This is a genomic window from Streptomyces sp. NPDC087859 (assembly GCF_044742595.1).
Taxonomy (GTDB): domain Bacteria; phylum Actinomycetota; class Actinomycetes; order Streptomycetales; family Streptomycetaceae; genus Streptomyces; species Streptomyces canus_F.
Genome location: NZ_JBIUUU010000014.1, coordinates 142,498 through 157,567, shown reverse-complemented (window position 1 = coordinate 157,567; position 15,070 = coordinate 142,498). Strand labels below are relative to the sequence as shown.

Annotated in this window: 12 protein-coding genes and 1 tRNA gene; 12 read left to right on the top strand and 1 reads right to left on the bottom strand. The window is 69.3% G+C overall.

Annotated elements, in window-relative coordinates; translation table 11 throughout:
• Positions 1-65: 65 nt before the first annotated feature.
• Positions 66-353 carry a hypothetical protein gene (locus ACIOHP_RS32460; protein ID WP_401893160.1) on the top strand — a complete coding sequence of 96 codons (288 nt, stop codon included), beginning with the start codon at positions 66-68 and terminating at the stop codon, positions 351-353.
• A 169-nt stretch (positions 354-522) separates the two neighbouring features.
• On the opposite strand, the gene ACIOHP_RS32455 is transcribed toward ACIOHP_RS32460, so the two are convergent.
• Positions 523-594 (bottom strand) — tRNA-Arg (locus ACIOHP_RS32455).
• A gap of 115 nt (positions 595-709) precedes the next feature.
• Between ACIOHP_RS32455 and ACIOHP_RS32450 the strand changes: the two genes are divergently transcribed.
• The 11 genes from ACIOHP_RS32450 (at position 710) to prfA (ending at position 15,046) form a co-directional block, all read left to right on the top strand.
• Positions 710-1,270, top strand: a complete 561-nt coding sequence (locus ACIOHP_RS32450) for a response regulator (RefSeq protein ID WP_401893159.1) — start codon at positions 710-712, stop codon at positions 1,268-1,270.
• 132 nt (positions 1,271-1,402) lie between these two features.
• Positions 1,403-2,686, top strand: coding sequence for an ArgS-related anticodon-binding protein NrtL (nrtL, locus tag ACIOHP_RS32445; protein ID WP_401893157.1), 1,284 nt, complete (start codon positions 1,403-1,405; stop codon positions 2,684-2,686).
• A gap of 17 nt (positions 2,687-2,703) precedes the next feature.
• Complete coding sequence (gene lysA, locus ACIOHP_RS32440; RefSeq protein WP_361542165.1) at positions 2,704-4,095, top strand: diaminopimelate decarboxylase; 1,392 nt, start codon at positions 2,704-2,706, stop codon at positions 4,093-4,095.
• 144 nt (positions 4,096-4,239) lie between these two features.
• The gene (locus ACIOHP_RS32435; protein ID WP_361542162.1) at positions 4,240-5,532 is read left to right on the top strand and encodes a homoserine dehydrogenase; all 1,293 of its coding nucleotides are present in this window, start codon (positions 4,240-4,242) and stop codon (positions 5,530-5,532) included.
• A gap of 6 nt (positions 5,533-5,538) precedes the next feature.
• The gene (gene thrC / locus ACIOHP_RS32430; RefSeq protein ID WP_351689423.1) at positions 5,539-6,597 is read left to right on the top strand and encodes a threonine synthase; all 1,059 of its coding nucleotides are present in this window, start codon (positions 5,539-5,541) and stop codon (positions 6,595-6,597) included.
• A 239-nt stretch (positions 6,598-6,836) separates the two neighbouring features.
• Positions 6,837-7,766, top strand: coding sequence for a homoserine kinase (gene thrB / locus ACIOHP_RS32425; RefSeq protein ID WP_361542159.1), 930 nt, complete (start codon positions 6,837-6,839; stop codon positions 7,764-7,766).
• Between the two features lie 408 nt (positions 7,767-8,174).
• The gene (gene rho / locus ACIOHP_RS32420; protein WP_401893155.1) at positions 8,175-10,232 is read left to right on the top strand and encodes a transcription termination factor Rho; all 2,058 of its coding nucleotides are present in this window, start codon (positions 8,175-8,177) and stop codon (positions 10,230-10,232) included.
• A gap of 172 nt (positions 10,233-10,404) precedes the next feature.
• On the top strand, positions 10,405-12,147 hold the full coding sequence (locus tag ACIOHP_RS32415) for a trypsin-like serine protease (RefSeq protein ID WP_401893153.1): 1,743 nt from the start codon (positions 10,405-10,407) through the stop codon (positions 12,145-12,147).
• A gap of 204 nt (positions 12,148-12,351) precedes the next feature.
• Positions 12,352-13,488 (top strand): LCP family protein, encoded by a 1,137-nt coding sequence (locus tag ACIOHP_RS32410; protein WP_401893151.1) that lies wholly within the window; start codon positions 12,352-12,354, stop codon positions 13,486-13,488.
• Between the two features lie 159 nt (positions 13,489-13,647).
• A complete protein-coding gene (gene rpmE, locus ACIOHP_RS32405; protein ID WP_307025833.1) occupies positions 13,648-13,866 on the top strand; it encodes a 50S ribosomal protein L31 in 219 nt (72 codons plus the stop codon).
• 103 nt (positions 13,867-13,969) lie between these two features.
• Positions 13,970-15,046, top strand: a complete 1,077-nt coding sequence (gene prfA / locus ACIOHP_RS32400; RefSeq protein ID WP_361479402.1) for a peptide chain release factor 1 — start codon at positions 13,970-13,972, stop codon at positions 15,044-15,046.
• Positions 15,047-15,070 lie beyond the last annotated feature (24 nt).

Genomic DNA, 15,070 nt, shown 5'->3' with positions numbered 1-15,070 from the left:
GGCACTTCACCTGAGCGGTTCCGGAGGCCTCTTGAGTCTCAGAGAGTGCACCAGACCTCGCTGCGTTGCTGCGCAGCCTCACCGACGAGCTGAGCGATCCGCGAGTTCACGGTTTTGGGATCTCCGAGGATGTCGCTCGGATGTTGAATGACTCGGCGTGGCAGCTGTCTGGCTTGGAGGACAACGCGAGGCTGCTCGCCCGTGCGACGGACAAGCTGGCCAATCTCAGCGACAACGCAGGATTGCTCGCGGATGCTGCCTCGGACTTCAGCGGTCTCCCAGACACGGTGCGGATACTCGATGCGGCAACGCGGAGGCTCCAGCAGGCCGCCGAGCGGATGGGTCCGTACTAGGCGTGTCGGCGGGGCGCTGCTCGCCCTGATCGTGTCGGGTGTCTATCGCAGGTCTATCGCGACCACTGCGAAACAACTACAAAGAGCGGGAGTCAGTGAGACTGACTCCCGCTCTTTCATGTCGGCATCCGCCCAGGTCAGCGTGTGGTTTCTGCTGATCTTCGGCGAGTGCCCCCGGCAGGATTCGAACCTGCGCACACGGCTCCGGAGGCCGTTGCTCTATCCCCTGAGCTACGGGGGCGTGTCGGTCGCGTTGCTCGCGGCGACGGGTAGAACACTACCAGCTTCGTCGGGGTGTTCATGAACGGGTTTATCGGCGTCGCAGCCCTGTCCGGGAGGGGTCGCGGTGGTCGGTTGTGGGGACCGGTGATCTCGTTCGTTCCCCCGCGGGGGCAGAAGTCGGTAAAACCCGGACGCGGTGGCCGGTCCGGACCTACTCTCGAGTTGTGCCAGGCGCTTCGGGCCGGGTGCTTGTTGTGGACGACAACAAGGTCATCCGGCAGTTGATCAGGGTCAATCTCGAGCTGGAGGGCATCGAGGTCGTGACCGCGGCTGATGGTGCCGAGTGTCTGGATGTGGTGCATCAGGTGCGGCCCGACGTGGTGACCCTTGATGTCGTTATGCCCCGACTCGATGGGCTTCGGACCGCCGCCCGGCTGCGTTCCGATCCTCGGACCCGTGATCTTCCTCTTGCCATCGTCAGCGCGTGCACACAGCACGAGGTGGAGAGCGGTCTCGATGTCGGTGTCGACGCCTTCCTGGCCAAGCCCTTCGAGCCCGCCGAACTCGTCCAGCTCGTACGGCAGTTGATCGAGCGCAAGCATGCCGCGGACCCGGTCGAGGAGGACAGCGACGATGTCTTCGGGCGCGTTCTCGGTGCCGGAGAGGCTGAGAGGGCCGGGCGCACCGGCGGCTGAGCCCCACGCCCACCCAGCCCCGCCCCGCCCACCCCACGCCCGCCCGGCCCGGTGTCTCGCCCCCGTCCACATCGCGGACCTTCGCCCAAACCGACTCGCCTACCCACCCCCCTCCTCCCCTACGCTTGTCCCGTGACCCCCGTCGAGCTCTCCCGTACCGTGCTGCGCGCGGTCCGTCGCGCTGTCGACGGCGGGGAGCTGAACGTGACCGTTCCTGGACGGGCCGTCGTCACGCCCCCCGGGCCCGGCGGCTGTGGTGACTACGCCACCAACATCGCCCTCCAGCTCGCCCGCCCCGCCGGCCGGCCGTCGGAAAAGGTCGCCGAGATTCTCCGGCCGCATCTCCTCGACACCCCCGGCGTCACCGACGTCGTCGTCACGGGGCCCGGGTTTCTCAACATCAGCCTGCGCGACACCACCCCCGCCGGGCTCGTCGAGGAGATCCTGCGGCGCGGGCTCCGGTACGGCCACAGCGACCGCCCCACCGGAGAGATCGTGCGGCTCCACGCCCCGCACGAGGTCCGCGCCGTCGTCGTCATGGACGCCATCGCCCGCATCCTCGTCTCCCAGGGCGCCCTCGTCCGTACGTCCTCGCAAGCCCTGCCCCGGCCGGAATGGACCGACCTCCTCGGCGCACGCGTCGACGCCTCCGGCACCCGCGGGGCGCCCGCCCCCTTCGACGTCGACGTCCGTCCGGTGCCCGCCCCCGCCGACTCCGCCCCCTTCGGCGCGCGCGTCGGCGCATCCGGCGCCCCCGAGGCGCCCGCCCCCCTCGACATCAACGTGCGACCGGCGCCCGCCCCCGCCGCCCCCACCCCCCTCGGCGCAAGCCTTGACGCCTCCGCCCCCCTCCACATCAACATCCGCCCGGTGCCCGCCCCCGCCGACCCCACCCCCCTCGGCCGCGACGCCGCCCGCTGGGCGCTGCTTCATCCCGCCGCCCACGACCGGCCCCGTATCACCGACGAGCACCTGGTTCAGCGCGAGAGCAACCCTCTCTTCCGCGTCCGCTATGCCCACGCCCGCACCCGGGCGCTCAGCCGCAACGCCGCCGACCTGGGATTCGACCCCCACCCCGGCGACGTACGGCCTGGAGAGCCGCACCCCGGAGACGTACGGCCTGGAGATCCGCAGTCCGGCGACCCGCACGTCACCGCCGGTGTTCTCATCGCCGCCCTCGCCGACCACCCCCGGATCCTGGGCGCCGCCGCCACGGCACATGCGCCGGACCGCCTTGCCCGCCACCTGGTGACCGTCGCCGACGCGACCCTCGCCTTCCTGCCCACGGTCCTCCCGCTCGGCGACGAGAAACCCTCGGTCGCCCACCGTTCCCGGCTCGCCCTCGCCGAAGCCGCCGGGACGGTGCTGGCCGGCGGCCTGACCCTGCTCGGCATCGACGCACCCGACCACATCTAGAGAGCCAGCCACAGACCATGAGCCGTTCCGCACACCCCGCCGGGCCCCGTCACGCCGATGTTCTCCCCGAGGGCCACTACTCCGCGCCGCCCGCCGACCTCAACACCCTCGACCCGAAGGTCTGGGCCCAGACGGTCACGCGCGACGAGGACGGTGTCCTCACCGTCGGCGGCATCACCGCCACGCAGCTCGCCGAGGAGTACGGCACTCCCGCCTACGTCATCGACGAGACCGACTTCCGTGCGCGGGCCCGCGCCTGGCGTTCCGCCTTCGGTGCCGACGCCGACGTCTTCTACGCCGGCAAGGCCTTCCTCTCCCGCGCCGTCGTCCGCTGGCTGCACGAGGAGGGGCTCAACCTCGACGTCTGCTCCGGTGGCGAGCTAGCCACCGCCCTCTCCGCCGGTATGCCCGCCGACCGCATCGCCTTCCACGGCAACAACAAGTCGAAGGAGGAGATCGAAAGGGCGATCCGCGCGGACGTCGGCCGTATCGTCCTCGACTCCTTCCAGGAGATCGTCCGCGTCGCCCACATCGCCCAGGAACTCGGCAAGCGGCAGCGCGTCCAGATCCGTGTCACCGTCGGCGTGGAAGCGCATACGCACGAGTTCATCGCCACCGCCCACGAGGACCAGAAGTTCGGCATCCCGCTCGCCGGCGGGCAGGCCGCCGAAGCCGTACGACGGGCTCTTCAGCTGGACGGCCTCGAGCTCATCGGCATCCACTCCCACATCGGGTCGCAGATCTTCGACATGTCCGGCTTCGAGGTCGCCGCCCACCGGGTCGTCGGGCTGCTGAAGGACATCCGTGACGAGCACGGCGTAGAGCTTCCCGAGATCGACCTCGGTGGTGGCCTCGGTATCGCCTACACCTCCGACGACGACCCGCGTGAGCCCCACGAGATCGCCAAGGCGCTCACCGAGATCGTCACGCGTGAGTGCGAGTCCGCCCGGCTCCGCACGCCCCGTATCTCCGTCGAGCCGGGGCGCGCCATCGTCGGCCCCACCGCGTTCACGCTCTACGAGGTCGGCACCACCAAGCCCCTCGACGGCCTGCGCACCTACGTCTCCGTCGACGGCGGCATGTCCGACAACATCCGGACCGCGCTGTACGACGCCGAGTACACCGTCGCCCTGGTCTCCCGCACCTCCGACGCCGAGCCCATGCTCGCCCGGGTCGTCGGCAAGCACTGCGAGAGCGGGGACATCGTGGTGAAGGACGCGTTCCTGCCGGCCGACATCGTGCCCGGTGACCTCATCGCGGTCCCTGCCACGGGTGCGTACTGCCGGTCCATGGCCAGCAACTACAACCATGTGCTGCGGCCGCCGGTCGTCGCGGTGAACGATGGTGAGTCGCGGGTCATCGTCCGCCGTGAGACGGAGGAGGACCTGCTGCGTCTCGACGTCGGGTGAGCCCTCGCCGGCGGGTGGAAGATCTCCTGTCTTCCACCCCCGTACAAATGAAATAGATGTCTCACGATCCGGACGAAGGGTAGAAACTCCCGTCCGGTGAGTGAGACTGGACCAACCGTAGACGGTATGAGGAAACGAGGTCGGATGATGCGTACGCGTCCGCTGAAGGTGGCGCTGCTGGGCTGTGGGGTTGTCGGCTCAGAGGTGGCGCGCATCATGACGACGCACGCCGACGACCTCGCCGCGCGCATCGGCGCTCCCGTCGAGCTCGCCGGGGTCGCCGTGCGACGGCCCTCCAAGGTGCGCGAAGGCATCCCGGCCGAACTGGTCACCACGGACGCGACCGCGCTCGTCAAACGCGGGGACATCGACGTCGTGGTGGAGGTCATCGGCGGCATCGAGCCCGCGCGCTCCCTCATCACCACGGCCTTCGAGCACGGCGCCTCCGTCGTCTCCGCCAACAAGGCGCTCCTCGCCCAGGACGGCGCCGCCCTGCACGCCGCCGCCGAGGAGCACGACGCGGACCTCTACTACGAGGCCGCCGTCGCCGGTGCCATCCCGCTGATCCGGCCGCTGCGCGAGTCCCTCGCCGGCGACAAGGTCAACCGTGTGCTGGGCATCGTCAACGGCACGACCAACTTCATCCTCGACAAGATGGACTCCACCGGCGCCGGCTACCAGGAGGCTCTCGACGAGGCCACCGCCCTGGGGTACGCCGAGGCCGACCCCACCGCCGATGTCGAGGGCTTCGACGCCGCCGCCAAGGCCGCCATCCTCGCCGGTATCGCCTTCCACACGCGCGTGCGTCTCGACGACGTCTACCGCGAGGGGATGACCGAGGTCACCGCCTCCGACTTCGCCTCCGCGAAGAACATGGGCTGCACCATCAAGCTGCTCGCGATCTGCGAGCGGGCCGAGGACGGCGCGTCCGTCACCGCGCGCGTGCACCCCGCGATGATCCCGCTGACCCATCCGCTGGCCTCCGTGCGCGGCGCCTACAACGCCGTCTTCGTCGAGTCGGACGCGGCCGGTCAGCTCATGTTCTACGGCCCCGGCGCCGGTGGTGCTCCCACCGCCTCGGCCGTGCTCGGCGACCTGGTCGCCGTCTGCCGGAACCGGCTCAATGGTGCGACCGGTCCCGGCGAGTCCGCGTACGCCGCCCTTCCCGTGTCGGGGATGGGCGAGGTCTTCACGCGGTACCACATCAGCCTTGACGTGGCGGACAAACCGGGTGTTCTCGCCCAGGTGGCCACCGTGTTCGCCGAGCACGGGGTGTCCATCGATACGGTTCGCCAGCAGGGCAAGGACGGCGAGGCCTCCCTCGTCGTCGTGACCCACCGCGCGTCCGACGCCGCCCTGGGCGGGACCGTCGAGGCGTTGCGCAAGCTCGACACCGTGCGCGGTGTCGCCAGCATCATGCGGGTTGAAGGAGAGTAACCAGCAATGACCCACCAGTGGCGCGGAATCATCGAGGAGTACCGGGACCGGCTGCCCGTCTCCGACAGCACGCCGGTCGTGACGCTCCGCGAGGGCGGCACGCCCCTCGTGCCCGCGCAGGTGCTCTCCGAGCGCACGGGCTGCGAGGTCCACCTCAAGGTGGAGGGCGCGAACCCGACGGGGTCCTTCAAGGACCGCGGCATGACCATGGCCATCACCCGGGCCAAGGAAGAGGGTGCGAAGGCGGTCATCTGCGCCTCCACCGGCAACACCTCCGCCTCCGCCGCCGCGTACGCGGTGCGCGCCGGCATGGTCTGCGCCGTACTCGTCCCGCAGGGAAAGATCGCGCTCGGCAAGATGGGCCAGGCGCTCATCCACGGCGCGAAGATCCTCCAGGTCGACGGCAACTTCGACGACTGCCTCACCCTCGCCCGCGCCCTGAGCGACAACTACCCCGTGGCGCTGGTCAATTCGGTCAACCCGGTGCGCATCGAGGGCCAGAAGACCGCCGCCTTCGAGATCGTGGACATGCTCGGCGACGCACCCGACATCCACGTCCTCCCGGTCGGCAACGCGGGCAACATCACCGCGTACTGGAAGGGCTACAAGGAGTACGCCGCCGACGGCATCGCCGCCAGGACCCCCCGCATGTGGGGCTTCCAGGCCTCCGGCAGTGCCCCGATCGTGCGCGGCGAGGTCGTCAAGGACCCGTCGACGATCGCCACCGCCATCCGCATCGGCAACCCGGCCTCCTGGAACTACGCCCTCGCGGCGCGGGACGAGTCCGGCGGCCTCATCGACGAGGTGACGGACCGTGAGATCCTGCGCGCCTACCGCCTGTTGGCCGCGCAGGAGGGCGTCTTCGTGGAGCCCGCCTCCGCCGCGTCCGTCGCCGGTCTGCTGAAGGCCGCCGAGCAGGGACTGGTCGACCCGGGTCAGAAGATCGTGTGCACCGTCACCGGCAACGGCCTCAAGGACCCCGACTGGGCCGTCGCCGGCGCCCCGCAGCCGGTCACCGTCCCGGTCGACGCGGCGACGGCGGCCGAGCGCCTCGGCCTCGTATAAGAGACATCCCCGGAGCGACATCCCCAAGGGGGTGCACAGGGGGCTTACGACACGCATCGTGCGCCTCCTGTGCGCCCTATGTCGCCACAGAACCTTCCTTCGATAGGCTGTACTGAACCCGCCCGCCGCATATGCCCCCGCGCATGGCCGGGAGTCGTGTCATCTCCGCGACCCGAGGGTTTCCAGGTACGTATCGAATGTCTTCGACAATCACGCAGCTCAAGGAGAGTCATCGAGCGATGGCCGGTCCAGCGTTCCGCGCCGCCGCCGTCCGGGTGCGCGTCCCCGCCACCAGCGCCAACCTCGGCCCGGGCTTCGACGCCCTCGGCCTGTCGCTGGGGCTCTACGACGACGTCGTCGTCCGGGTGGCCGACTCCGGGCTGCACATCGACATCGCGGGTGAGGGCAGCGAGACCCTCCCGCGCGACGAGAAGCACCTCCTCGTACGGTCCCTGCGCACCGCCTTCGACCTGCTCGGCGGACAGCCGCGCGGCCTCGAGATCGTGTGCGCCAACCGCATCCCGCACGGCCGTGGCCTGGGCTCCTCGTCGGCCGCCATCTGCGCGGGCATCGTCGCCGCGCGTGCCGTGACCATAGGCGGCGAGTCCAAGCTCGACGACACCGCGCTCCTCGAGCTCGCGACCGAGATCGAGGGCCACCCCGACAATGTCGCGGCGTGTCTGCTCGGCGGTTTCACGCTCTCCTGGATGGAGGCGGGCGCCGCGCGGGCGATCAGGATGGAGCCCGATCGTTCCGTCGTTCCGGTGGTCTTCGTGCCCGGGAAGCCGGTGCTCACCGAGACCGCGCGCGGACTGCTGCCGCGCACCGTGCCGCACGTCGACGCCGCCGCCAACGCGGGCCGTGCCGCGCTGCTCGTCGAGGCCCTCACCCGGCGCCCCGAGCTGCTGCTGCCCGCGACCGAGGACCGGCTGCACCAGGAATACCGGGCTCCGGCCATGCCGGAAAGCGCCGCGCTCGTAGAGCGATTGAGGGCGGACGGAGTTCCGGCCGTGATTTCCGGAGCGGGCCCCACGGTTCTCGCGCTGGCCGATGAGGACAGCGCGGACAAGGTGGCCCATCTGGCAGGCGAGGGCTGGGCCGCCAACCGGCTCGAACTCGATGGTCAGGGGGCGATTGTGCTGCCGCTCGCTTCCACCAGTGACATCTGAATACCGGCGATTGCCGGATTTGGAGAGGGGGAATGTTTGTTGGATCCGGTAGTGTTAACCTCAAGTCTGCACCCGACCCCACCATGGCGAGGTGCTTCACGTCCCCGTCCGGGACAGACATTCTTCCGGGAGCCTCCCAAGCCGCACTGTGTTTCGTACGACGTACGCGGGCTGTACCTCGTGCGCGGGCACTGAGCGACTTGCCGGGCACGCTCCGGAACCGGTGCGACCGAGCCATGTGACACAGACCGTCGGTGTCACTGCTCTGGGAAGCGCCATCACCAGATTCCTCCGCCGCCCAGGCGGACCACCGCCCCGGCACGGTCCACAAGGATGGGACCGCCGTCGGACAGCACAAACGGTCGCCGAGCCAGACAGGCCGACGTCCGCTCCAGGGAAGGACCCTTCGTGAGCGACACCACCGATCTGATGGGCGCACGTGTCGAGGAGACCGCTGCCGCGCCCTCCACGGACGCCTCCGCGCCTGCCACCGGTGCCGGCTCCCGGCGGCGCCGCGGTACCGGCCTCGACGGCATGGTGCTGGCCGAGCTGCAGCAGGTCGCATCCGGCCTCGGCATCAGGGGCACCGCGCGTATGCGCAAGAGCCAGCTGATCGAGGTCATCAAGGAGGCACAGGCCGGCGGTGGTGCCGCCCCGGCCAAGGCCGCGTCATCCGCCGCCGCGGACGCCGCCGAGACCAAGCCCAAGCGCCGCGCCACCTCCAAGGCCCGTACCGGCGAAGCCGCCGAGAAGAAGGCGGAGAAGGCGGCCGAGGCCCCCGCCGAGAAGGCCGTGGCCCAGCAGCAGATCGAGATTCCCGGGCAGCCCGCTGGGGGCCCCTCCCGCGCGAGCGAAGCCGAGCGTGGGGGAGAGGACGCTCCCGCGGAGCGCCGTCGTCGCCGTGCCACGGCCGACGCCGGCAGCCCCGAGACGGTGGTCGCCGAGGCGAAGAGCGAGCCGAAGGCCGAGACGCCCGCGCAGACGCAGGGCGACGCCGGTGACGCGGAGGGCCGTCAGGGCCGTCGCGACCGCCGGGACCGTGCCGAGCGTGGTGACCGTGCCGAGCGCGGTGACCGTGAGCGGGGCGGCCGGGACCGCGACCGCCGCGGCAAGGGCGACGACCAGCAGGGCGGCCAGCGCGGCCAGCAGCAGAGCCAGCAGCAGGGCGGCGGCCGTCAGGACCGCCAGGACCGCAACGCCGGCCCGCAGGACGACGACGACTTCGACGGCGGCCGCCGTGGCCGTCGCGGCCGTTACCGGGACCGTCGTGGCCGTCGTGGCCGTGACGAGATGGGTGGCGCCGCCGAGCCGCAGGTCGCCGACGACGACGTCCTGATCCCGGTCGCGGGCATCCTGGACATCCTCGACAACTACGCCTTCATCCGTACGTCGGGTTACCTCCCGGGTCCCAACGACGTGTACGTCTCCCTCGCCCAGGTCCGTAAGAACGGCCTGCGCAAGGGTGACCACGTCACAGGTGCGGTCCGTCAGCCCAAGGACGGCGAGCGCCGCGAGAAGTTCAACGCGCTGGTCCGGCTGGACTCCGTCAACGGCATGGCGCCCGAATCCGGGCGCGGGCGGCCGGAGTTCAACAAGCTGACGCCGCTGTACCCGCAGGACCGCCTCCGTCTGGAGACGGACCCGGGCATCCTCACCACCCGCATCATCGACCTCGTCGCGCCGATCGGTAAGGGCCAGCGCGGTCTGATCGTGGCCCCGCCGAAGACCGGCAAGACCATGATCATGCAGGCGATCGCCAACGCGATCACGCACAACAACCCCGAGTGCCACCTGATGGTCGTCCTGGTCGACGAGCGTCCGGAAGAGGTCACCGACATGCAGCGGTCGGTCAAGGGCGAGGTCATCTCCTCGACCTTCGACCGCCCCGCCGAGGACCACACCACGGTCGCCGAGCTCGCCATCGAGCGCGCCAAGCGTCTGGTGGAGCTGGGTCACGACGTCGTCGTGCTGCTCGACTCGATCACGCGTCTGGGCCGTGCGTACAACCTCGCGGCGCCCGCCTCCGGCCGCATCCTGTCCGGTGGTGTCGACTCGACCGCCCTGTACCCGCCGAAGCGCTTCTTCGGTGCGGCCCGCAACATCGAGGACGGCGGCTCGCTGACCATCCTCGCCACCGCCCTGGTGGACACCGGGTCCCGCATGGACGAGGTCATCTTCGAGGAGTTCAAGGGCACCGGCAACGCCGAGCTCAAGCTCGACCGCAAGCTCGCCGACAAGCGCATCTTCCCGGCGGTGGACGTGGACGCGTCCGGTACCCGTAAGGAAGAGATCCTGCTCGCTCCCGACGAGCTCGGGATCGTCTGGAAGCTGCGTCGGGTGCTGCACGCGCTCGACCAGCAGCAGGCGGTCGAACTGCTCCTCGACAAGATGAAGCAGACGAAGTCGAACGCCGAGTTCCTGATGCAGATCCAGAAGACGACGCCGACCCCCGGTAACGGCGACTGACGTAAGTCTTCGTTAAGAGGGCCGCCCTGTTGCAAGGGTGGCCCTCTTTGCTGTCTGTGGCCCGGTGTACGATCGCGCTCTTCGGTCACTTTTTCGACCCTTGAACTTCTGATCCCGAGGGGGGACTTGAGTGGGTACAGCCATGTCCGGAGCCGGTCGCCACAGACGTCGGATGCGGATCGCCCTGCCCATCGGCGCGGCCGGTGCGGCAGCCGCTGTCGCCGCCGCGCTGCTGACCACGTCGGCCGGTGCCGCCACCGAGCTCCCGAAGCCGACGGTCAAGCCCGCCATCAGCACCGTGTCGCAGGCCGAGCTGGAGAAGCGCGTCGCCGGCGCGGTCGCCGGTGACGACACCGCGGGGGAGAACACCAGCAAGTCGTCGCTGAGTTCGAGCAGCGGCACCGTCGACGCGAAGATCATCGGCGGCTCCACCACCACCATCACCTCGGCGCCGTGGATGGCCCAGCTCTGGTACTACGACGACACCACCGACACCGGCTTCTTCTGCGGTGGCACCGTCGTCTCGCCCACGAAGATCCTCACCGCCGCGCACTGCGCCAAGGGCTACGACTGGGCCAAGTACGGCGCGATCGTGACCGGTGCCACGCAGCTGCCCGACGACGCGGGCAACACCACCGGCGAGGTCTCCGGTGTGGTCCGTCAGTGGACCCACCCGTCCTACAGCTCGCGGACCATCGACAACGACATCGCCGTCCTCACCCTGGCCTCCCCGGTCAAGGCGACGCCGATCCGTATGACGACGTCCACGGACACCGCCTCGTACACCGCCGGCACCAGCGCCAAGGTCTACGGCTGGGGCCGCACCAGCTCCACCACCCAGGACGTCTCCGACACCCTGAAGACGGCCACGCTGCCGATCCAGTCGGACAGCACCTGCGCCGGTTACTACGGCACCGACTTCGTCAAGGGCCACATGGTCTGCGCGGGCAAGCCCGCCAGCGGCAGCGACGCCGGTACGACGTCCGCCTGCAACGGTGACTCCGGTGGCCCGCTGGTCGTCAACGGCCGCATCGTCGGTGTCGTCTCCTGGGGTGTCGTGGACTGCGTCGAGAAGGGCGCGTACAGCGTCTTCTCGAAGGTCAAGACGTACCTCGGTGCCGCCTACGCCCAGGTCGACGACGCCAACATGAGCTACACCGACGCCAAGGCCGACCTCTTCGTGCGCAACGCGTCCACGAAGACGGGCTATGAGAAGGACTCCAAGGGCACGTCCTTCGGCGCCCGGCAGAGCCTCGGCGACTGGGGCGGCGTCAACCTCGTCACGCAGACGGACTTCGACCGGGACAGCGTCCAGGACCTGGTGTACCGCCGCAGCGACACCGGCGACGTCTACTGGACGCACTACGACTGGTCCATCCAGGACTGGGCGACCAAGCAGATCTTCGACAACTGGAAGACCCGCACCCGCATCATCACCCCCGGCGACCTGACCGGTGACTACAAGCCCGACCTGGTCTCCGTGGACTCCGCCGGCAAGGCGTGGCTCTACCCGGGCAAGGGCAACGGCACCTTCTCGGCCCGTGTGCAGATCGGCACGGGCACCGGCTGGAACGCGTACAACATGGTCCGCGGCAAGGGTGACTTCAACGGTGACGGCAAGGCCGACCTGCTCGCGCGCAACAAGAGCACCGGTGCCCTCTACCTCTACAAGGGCACCGGCAAGGCCTCCAGCCCCTTCTCCGCCCGTGTGAAGGTGCGCACCTGGAGCAACACGACGTACAACGCCTTCGACGCCATCGGTGACATGACCGGCGACGGCAAGGCCGACTTCCTGGCCCGTACGCCCGGCGGCACCCTGTACCTGTACAAGGGCACCGGCAAGGCCACGAGCGAGATCTTCGCCACAAGGATCTCGGTCGGTACCGATTTCAAGCAGTACGACATCTTCGGATGAAATAGCAGGTGAGCGCGGTACGCCCGCGTTCAACGACTACGCACTGTGCCCACCCTTCCACGGGGTGGGCACAGTGCGTTGTGCAACCCTTTCTCCGGTTTACCCGTCTGACCAGGCGGGGCGACCATGGTGATGTTCGGGTCGTAACGACCACGTCTGACCCTGAAAGCAGGGGGTAACCGACCGGACGAGAATGAGGAGCACATGTCTGCCGAGAGCACGCCGGAACCCGGCATACCCGGGGAGTCCGGCTCCACGGGCCCGCGCCATCGCGCCAAGGGCAGCCGCCGCAAGACCCGCGGCAAGCGCAAGGGCCTGCTGATCGGGGCCTGGACCGCCGCGGGCATCGTCGTGCTGGGCGGCACGGGCGCCGGCTATCTGTACTTCAAGCTCAACGGCAACATCAAGAGCGTCGACATCGACCAGGCCCTCGGCACCGACCGGCCCACCAAGGTCGACAACGGCTCCGAGAACATCCTCGTGCTCGGCTCCGACACCCGTTCCGGCTCCAACAAGAAGCTGGGCGGCGGCGCCGACGACGGCAGCGCCCGCTCCGACACGGCGATGATCGTGCACGTCTACGAGGGCCACAAGAAGGCCAGCGTGGTCTCCATCCCCCGCGACACCCTCGTCGACCGCCCCGAGTGCACCGACTCCGAGGGCACCGAGCACGACGCCGCGACCAACGTGATGTTCAACTCCGCGTACTCCACGGGCGGCGCCACCTGCGCCGTGAAGACCGTCGAGTCGCTCACCGACATCCGCATGGACCACTATCTGGAGGTCGACTTCTCCGGCTTCCAGAAGCTCATCGACGAGCTCGGCGGCGTCGAGGTCACCACCACGAAGAACATCACCGACCCCGACAGCCACCTCGACCTGAAGGCCGGCACGCACACGCTCACCGGCAAGCAGGCCCTCGGCCTGGTCCGCACCCGGCACGGCGTCGGCGACGGCTCCGACCTCGGCCGCATCCAGCTCCAGCAGGCGTTCATCAAGGCCCTGATCAACCAGATCAAGACCGTCGACCTCTTCGACAGCCCGAAGAAGCTCTACAACCTCGCCGACACCGCGACCAACGCCGTGACGACCGACACCGGCCTCGGCTCGGTCAACAAGCTCATGTCCTTCGCGAACGGCCTCAAGGGCATCAGCTCCAAGAACATGACCATGGTCACCATGCCGGTCCAGTACGACCCGCAGGACGGCAACCGGGTACTGGTGGACGAGGACAAGGCGAAGCTGGTCTGGAAAGCCCTGGAGAACGACCGGGCGATCCCGAAGAGCGCCACCAAGGGCACCGCCACCGGCCAGGCCAAGGGCGTCGTCACCTCGTCGTAGGGCCGCGCACGACCCCCGCCGGGGCGCTGGGAATAGATCGCCCCGCCTCCCGGTTTTGGGGGATGCGGCCAGTGCTGGCAGACTGGTACGTCGGCCCCGGTTCACGCCCCCGCAACCCGCGGACGGCGACCCGGTGCCCTCCCGAAACTAGGAGACACCTTGAAGCGCGAGATCCACCCCGAGTACGTCGAGACGCAGGTCAGCTGCACCTGTGGCGCGTCGTTCACCACCCGTAGCACGATCCAGAGCGGCGCCATCCGCGCCGAGGTCTGCTCCGAGTGCCACCCGTTCTACACGGGCAAGCAGAAGATCCTCGACACCGGTGGCCGTGTGGCCCGCTTCGAGGCCCGCTTCGGCAAGGCTGCTGCCAAGAAGTAGCGAGCCACCAGCGCCGGTCCACGCCGCACTCCTCGGAGTGCGCCGGGACCGGCGTTTTTGGTCGCCCGCCTTCCCCCTTCATCCGCAGTACAGGAGCCCTGAGATGTTCGAGGCCGTCGAGGAACTCGTCGGTGAGCACGCCGACCTGGAGACGAAGCTCGCGGACCCGTCGGTCCACGCCGACCAGGCCAACGCGCGCAAGCTGAACAAGCGCTACGCCGAGCTCACCCCGATCGTCGCCACGTACCGCTCCTGGAAGCAGACCGGTGACGACATCGAGACGGCGAAGGAGTTCGCCGCCGACGACCCGGACTTCGTTGCCGAGGTCAAGGAGCTGGAGAAGCAGCGCGAGGAGCTCACCGAGAAGCTGCGCCTGCTGCTCGTTCCGCGGGACCCCAACGACGACAAGGACGTCATCCTCGAGGTCAAGGCGGGCGCCGGCGGCGACGAGTCCGCCCTGTTCGCCGGCGACCTGCTGCGCATGTACCTGCGCTACGCCGAGCGGGTCGGCTGGAAGACCGAGATCATCGACGCCACCGAGTCCGAGCTGGGCGGCTACAAGGACGTCCAGGTCGCCGTGAAGACCAAGGGCGGCCAGGGTGCCACCGAGCCCGGGCAGGGCGTCTGGGCCCGGCTGAAGTACGAGGGCGGCGTGCACCGCGTGCAGCGCGTGCCGGCGACCGAGTCGCAGGGCCGTATCCACACCTCCGCGGCCGGTGTCCTCGTGACCCCCGAGGCCGAGGAGGTCGACGTCGAGATCAACCCGAACGACCTCCGCATCGACGTCTACCGCTCCTCCGGTCCCGGCGGCCAGTCCGTCAACACGACCGACTCCGCCGTGCGCATCACGCACATTCCCACCGGAGTCGTCGCCTCCTGCCAGAACGAGAAGAGCCAGCTGCAGAACAAGGAGCAGGCACTGCGTATCCTGCGCTCCAGGCTGCTCGCCGCGGCGCAGGAGGAGGCGGAGAAGAATGCCGCCGACGCCCGCCGCAGCCAGGTCCGCACCGTCGACCGCTCCGAGAAGATCCGTACGTACAACTTCCCGGAGAACCGCATCTCGGACCACCGCGTCGGCTTCAAGGCGTACAACCTGGACCAGGTCCTGGACGGCGACCTCGACGCGATGATCCAGGCCTGCGTCGACGCGGACTCGGCGGCGAAGCTGGCAGCCGCCTAAAGGCACGTCCGCACGACCTAGTAC

What these genes read in the sequence shown, in the direction of transcription:
- thrB (WP_361542159.1), top strand. Translation starts at nt 6,837, where the DNA reads ATGGCCGGTCCAGCGTTCCGCGCCGCCGCCGTCCGGGTGCGCGTCCCC.
- ACIOHP_RS32435 (WP_361542162.1), top strand. Translation starts at nt 4,240, where the DNA reads ATGATGCGTACGCGTCCGCTGAAGGTGGCGCTGCTGGGCTGTGGGGTT.
- thrC (WP_351689423.1), top strand. Translation starts at nt 5,539, where the DNA reads ATGACCCACCAGTGGCGCGGAATCATCGAGGAGTACCGGGACCGGCTG.
- lysA (WP_361542165.1), top strand. Translation starts at nt 2,704, where the DNA reads ATGAGCCGTTCCGCACACCCCGCCGGGCCCCGTCACGCCGATGTTCTC.
- ACIOHP_RS32415 (WP_401893153.1), top strand. Translation starts at nt 10,405, where the DNA reads ATGCGGATCGCCCTGCCCATCGGCGCGGCCGGTGCGGCAGCCGCTGTC.
- ACIOHP_RS32410 (WP_401893151.1), top strand. Translation starts at nt 12,352, where the DNA reads ATGTCTGCCGAGAGCACGCCGGAACCCGGCATACCCGGGGAGTCCGGC.
- prfA (WP_361479402.1), top strand. Translation starts at nt 13,970, where the DNA reads ATGTTCGAGGCCGTCGAGGAACTCGTCGGTGAGCACGCCGACCTGGAG.